4 protein-coding genes are annotated in these 5,561 nt (G+C 45.5%); 2 read left to right on the top strand and 2 right to left on the bottom strand.

The genetic code is table 11. From position 1 onward, the window contains the following. Positions 1 to 416: 416 nt before the first annotated feature. Positions 417 to 1,895 (bottom strand): purple acid phosphatase family protein, encoded by a 1,479-nt coding sequence (locus B3N33_RS00995; protein ID WP_292591866.1) that lies wholly within the window; start codon positions 1,893 to 1,895, stop codon positions 417 to 419. A 110-nt stretch (positions 1,896 to 2,005) separates the two neighbouring features. Next, positions 2,006 to 2,944: a 5'-nucleotidase C-terminal domain-containing protein gene (locus B3N33_RS00990; RefSeq protein ID WP_292591864.1), complete on the bottom strand. Its 939-nt coding sequence runs from the start codon at positions 2,942 to 2,944 to the stop codon at positions 2,006 to 2,008. 650 nt (positions 2,945 to 3,594) lie between these two features. On the opposite strand from B3N33_RS00990, the gene B3N33_RS00985 reads away from it, so the two are divergent. Both B3N33_RS00985 and B3N33_RS00980 read left to right on the top strand, forming a co-directional pair. Further along, complete coding sequence (locus B3N33_RS00985) at positions 3,595 to 3,837, top strand: hypothetical protein (RefSeq protein ID WP_214079808.1); 243 nt, start codon at positions 3,595 to 3,597, stop codon at positions 3,835 to 3,837. 78 nt (positions 3,838 to 3,915) lie between these two features. Then, positions 3,916 to 5,561: PAS domain S-box protein (locus B3N33_RS00980; protein ID WP_292591862.1), on the top strand; the 1,646-nt coding region annotated here is incomplete at its 3' end.

The raw sequence follows: 5,561 nt of genomic DNA, 5'->3' as shown, positions 1-5,561 counted from the left end.
GCATGGCTGGCTTCGCCAGGAAACCAAAGGATGGTTGCTCATCATCCGGAACGGGAGCAAGCAGATATAAGATTTGTCTGTAGGAACACGCCACTGCAAGCTTAAGCGAGAAGACTGCCTAATCGCTGTGAAATACAGTAAATGTATTTCAATAGGCTCATCTTGGAGACCTTTGCTTTGCTTGCATATTGACCGCTAAATCCTCTCCTTGTTGGAGAACGATTGTCTGATTACGATACTTATCGACTATGATTCTGAATCCTGGTGTTCTTCTCCTGCAAGATTTGTTCCAACACGGCTTCTCTCCTTACTCATAACTAACAACAGAAGAGGGCACAAAATGTGCCCTCAGATAATAAACTCTATTCGAGATAGTATCAGGTATTTTTCGAAATCAAGAGAATCCCTTAGCCAGATTACTTGGTTNNGTTTGACGCGTCAATTGTTATGCGCCAGTAATGGTGGTCAGATCCTGCTTCTTTCAACCACCAGTACTTGTCGGGGTCTCTACCTCCGCCCATTTCTGCTCCGAGGCCACCGACGCCGATGTAGTACACTCCATTCTCTTCGTCAATCAACGCATTGTCCTCATAAGATTCTGAATCAAGGACAGGCTTCCAGAAATTCTCAAACAACTTTGTCGAACTTATCTGATCAAATACGCGCTCCTTTGTTGCCTCTCCTGACTGAATAACGAAGAGCGACAGCATGTATGTCAGCTCTCTGAGTCCAGCAGAAAGCGAATCGAAACCTAGTTCCTCCCAGCTTCCTCGAGATAGCTTAAGTAGATTCGGCTGAAGGGGCGGAGCGTAATTCTTTCCTGGCTCGTAGTTTTCCCCGGCTCTCTCAAGACCTTCTTCGATCATATTGTCGATTTCTCCTGCTAATTCACTAATTCCTGTGATGGGCCAGGTTTTGATGTAGGAATGAATATGTCCGCTGTGTACAACATCCACTCCATACTTTTCGAAGAGAGGAACCCATAAACATCTGACTTTCGTTGGGACTGCTCCGGACCCCCACCATCCGCCGTCATGACAATGGGCAAAAGTCCATGTGCTGTCCTGGTTTTCCTGCAAAGTTTTCTCAAGCCAGGCGACTTGTTCTCCATCTACCGGAGACGCGTGACCAGAATCTAGGGATATTATGGTCAGTTCAGGGCCATAGTTAATTACGTGATAAGTGTAAGGAGCCGGCATCTTGAATCGATTGAAGTAGAAGACTGCTGCTTCTATTGAGCCGCCATAACCGGCAACAACCTCGTGATTACCTAAGGCAGGTATTATTGGTATTCTTCTGCCTTCGTCTGTGATCATTAGTTCATGCCATAAGTCAAAGAACAGATCCCATTCATAATCGCTCAGCTCAGCATTAACGAAGTCTCCGGAATAAACGAAGAAATCAGGATCCTCTTCAGCAGCCTTCCGGTGAACTTCTCGAATCACACTCATCTGTGAACGCAGATGTTGTGCGTCGGATCCCACAATAAACTTGATGTCACTTGGATTCTCGGGAGCTGTTCTGAAGCAGAACTTGTCACTTGTACCGTCATCCGTCTGCAGAACTACCCAGTAAGTCTCACCTGGGAGAAGGTTAGTCAGTTCTAGAGTATGCAGCCAAGCTGCTGTTTCTTCAAAAGTATATGTCTCTGCCTCTTTCGACTCGTATTCGTCAATATCCAGGTCCTTGTTGGTCGAGAAGAATGCAAGCGATCTTTCTCCTTCAATATCGGTTCGCCAGGTAATTGTCATGGTTGTACTTGGATCGTTCTGCCAAGTGAGCACTATTTGTCTGGGCTCATCGGCTGCAAATTCTTGCGAGAATGCAGACAAAGCAATCAAAATAGCAAATGATAACGTCAGAAATAAGTATCTTGTGCCTCTTGGTTTCGGCATTTATGATTACCTCCCTCTGCTGTTTTGAGCTGGCACTCACCATACAATATGAGCGAGTGCCAGTAATACTAAGTCACAGCAAATTTGAAAACAGGACTTCACAACGCTTATTAGAACTGAGGTGTCTTCACCTTAGACAAGTCAATTTCGAATAGGCCCCAAACGTCATCTGTGCCTACGTACGAAATGTGATCTACTTGTTCAATTCCCAACTCCTCAGCTACTTCCATGTACTCAAGCACAGGCGTTCCCCATTCCCCACCTGTCTTGAAAAGCACCCTGCCTGCAGTCTCGACGGGCTTTATCGACCAGTTTATGACTAACTCAGGCATGATTCCTCCAAGAGAATCAAGATACTCGAAAACCATTGTCTTGTAGTCTACATCCCACTCAAGAACGACATTCTCGGGAACTGCATGAGGCAGTCCGCCGCCTCCGCTCGCTCTGTAGCTGTCAACCATTACAATGAACTCCATATCCTCGGAGAGAGGAACTCCTTTGTACTCTGCGCGAGCTACTCTACTTCCAAGAGGCTTTGTAACATCATAGATATAGGTTATGCCCCAGAACTGGTCTAAATGGTGGCAGTCAAATCCAAAATTTACGAGAATCTGATCGTCGGTGACCTCAGGATCAATCTGAAAGAAATTCCCAGCTGAGGCTTCCAGCCATTCGATGACTTGCTTTCCATTTAGTTTCAGTGCGGATATCTTGTTAGCGTAGCGATACAAGTGTTGCATCTCTTCACTTGTGATAGGTCCCGCAGGCACATCGGCGAAATTGTCCGCGCCTCTAAATCCAGCGTCAATTGTGGAAGAACGAGAAATAATCGGCAAATTCTCGTAATCAGTCCCCTTCAAGTTCTTCTCAGCAAAGTCAACCGAAGCAAGGTTAACCAGCTGATAGTAGGGGTTGGCTTGCACTCTGGCAAAGTAAGTCGTCAAAGGGATGTTCACAAAGGTCGTGAAATCCTGAGAAAACGAAGATACTCCAAACACCATAGCGAATAGTAGAACAAACAGTGGAACAAACCGGACATGTCTCTTCATAATTACTCCTCCTCTCGCGTTCCAAACAGATAAGCTTTTCGATACACTAGATCTACTCTTCAAAGCATGCGGAAGTAGTGCTAACTAATCACCTCCCAACCTAAACGGCCTCTCTCAGATTAAGGTTTTGAGTAAGGCCAGATGGATAGTTTCGTAGTTGCTTAAGCACAATGACCGGACGTATATGACCTTTACAATAAGCTTCCAGGGCGAATATCAGACACGCTAATAAGATAAAGAAGAATCTCTACTAGTAGAATCTATAAGACGTAGTGATTATATCAATAAGGAATGTTTCACCAGTTAATTCTGAGAGCGAATCATTATCTTTCGATTAAGAAGAATGAATTGTACTATCTTGTGAAGACAATTAAGCTCTTTTCGTGACAGACCCGCTTTTTCATTGCATTAACTTTGCTAGACAAGGTCGGACCCATTTGTCGATTCATCCAATTGAGGAGTTGAGCGAACGAAGTTTTTTATGGACAGGAGGTACCCGAGAGTGGACGCATTTGTGGGATGCTCTCTTGCTGCGTGAGGTTGATGATTGCAGACTCTCGTGAGGAAGCATTGCAGGGCAAAGGGCATATGCTATTATTCAAATACTGTCAACTGCACCCGAAGAATATCACAAATATCAGGAGAAACATATGCAAGCGAACGAGTTAGATGAATTAGGAGCGCAATTCAAGAGAGGCCGATTTGCCAGGATGATCGGCCTAGAGGATCTTCTTCACGATGCAGAAGCTTCGCCTCTTTCTGCCGGGCTTCCAAAGGTGAGGACAGACCGCCCCATGATTAATCTGTTTGCTGCCGGAAGCAGACGGGGGCTTGTGCTTGCCACTCATAATGTATTTTCCTGTTTGTTCAATTGGATTATTGCCGTTCAGTAAATGCGCAGCGCGTGAGGCAGATATGAAGCCTCCTTTTTGTTCTTCTGCATTTAGTCTGTTGTTTTGGGGGGATGATCTATGAGGGAGAAGATCCTGGTTGTCGACGATTCAGCTACAGACAGAGTTCTTATCGGACGGATGTTGAGCGAATACGATGTTCTTACCGCTTGCGATGGTTTAGAGGCTATTAGGAAGATAAACGAGAACGATGATATTGCCCTGATAATACTTGACCTGAATATGCCCGGAATGAACGGATTCGAGGTGCTTGAAGTCCTGAAGTCAGAAGACAGATACAAGGGGCTGCGTACGATAATATTGACAAACTACGATGAGTTGGACAACGCAATCAAAGGCCTGAGTCTCGGCGCAGTTGATTACATAAGAAAACCCATTAGTTTTGACGCTGTGAAGGTCAGAGTCAATGTTCATCTTGAACTGCTAAGAAGCCAGCGGCTGATCGAACAGAAACTGCAAGAACAAAGAGTGACTTTCGATACTATCTTCGACCAGGCACCTATAGGCATCGCGATTTCTTACGGCAGTGACCCCTCAAATGATATAGAAGACTTAGATACACAGATCAATTCAATGGTAGAAAGAATCACCGGCAGGACGAGAGAAGAGCTCATAAGTCTTGGCTGGGCAAAGATCACACATCCCGATGATCTGGAGAAGGACCTGGAGTACTACGAAAAGCTTAGATCAGGCGAAATTGAAGACTATTCAATGGAGAAGAGATATATCAGGCCGGATGGTTCGATCGTATGGGTCGAGATGAAAGTGGCCTCCCTAAGTCTGCCGGGAGAAGGATCTCTTAGCCAGATAGCTCTACTTAATGATATCACCAGAAGAAAGGCGATAGAAGCCGATCTAATAGAAAGCGAGCGCAGCAAATCAGTTCTTTTATCTCATATCCCCGGAATGGCGTACAGGTGCAATTACGATCGGGAATGGACGATGAAGTATATCTCATCGGGTTGTCTTGAGCTGACAGGCTATTCGCCTGGAAGTCTCACGAACAACTGGGACCTCTCTTTCAACGATTTGATCGCGCCTGAATACCGTGAGTTTCTCTGGGAAGAGTGGGAAAAGGCGCTTGAAAAGAGAGGCCCGTTCAGGCAGGAGTACCCGATCGTGACTGCGGATGGAACGCGCAAATGGGTTCTGGAGATGGGGGAAGGCATATTCGATGAGCAAGGAGCGATAGAGGCCCTTGAGGGGATAATAATCGACATTTCAGCCCAAAAGAAGATCGAGGACGATCTCAGGTACAGCAATGAACACGATAGATGGACCGGGCTGTATAACCGCACTTACCTGGAAACCCTCCTGGAGAGTGAAGTAAACAAACGGGCCACAGGGAAAAGAGCTATGGTTGGTATTAATCTGAGTTCAATTCAGGCTCTTACAACGACCTACGGATTTCATTACACACAGGATCTAATAAAGAAGATAGCCGACTCACTTGGCAGATATGTTACTGAAGAACGGATGCTTTTCAACACATACGAGAATCGATTCGCATTCTACATAAAGGGCTACGGTGATAGAAGCGAATTGGCAGGATTCTGCGAGGCGATTGCGGGAACTCTGGAATCTATCCTTTCGGCTGAAAGAATTGGTGGCGGAATTGGGGTTATAGAAATTGACGAAGATAACGAGCGCGATGTGGACAATCTATTGAAGAAACTTCTATTGACTTCAGAGAGAGCGATAGATAT

The organism is Mesotoga sp. UBA5825 (assembly GCF_002432955.1).
In the GTDB taxonomy this organism is placed as follows: domain Bacteria; phylum Thermotogota; class Thermotogae; order Petrotogales; family Kosmotogaceae; genus Mesotoga.
This window is presented reverse-complemented; position numbering and strand designations above follow the sequence as displayed.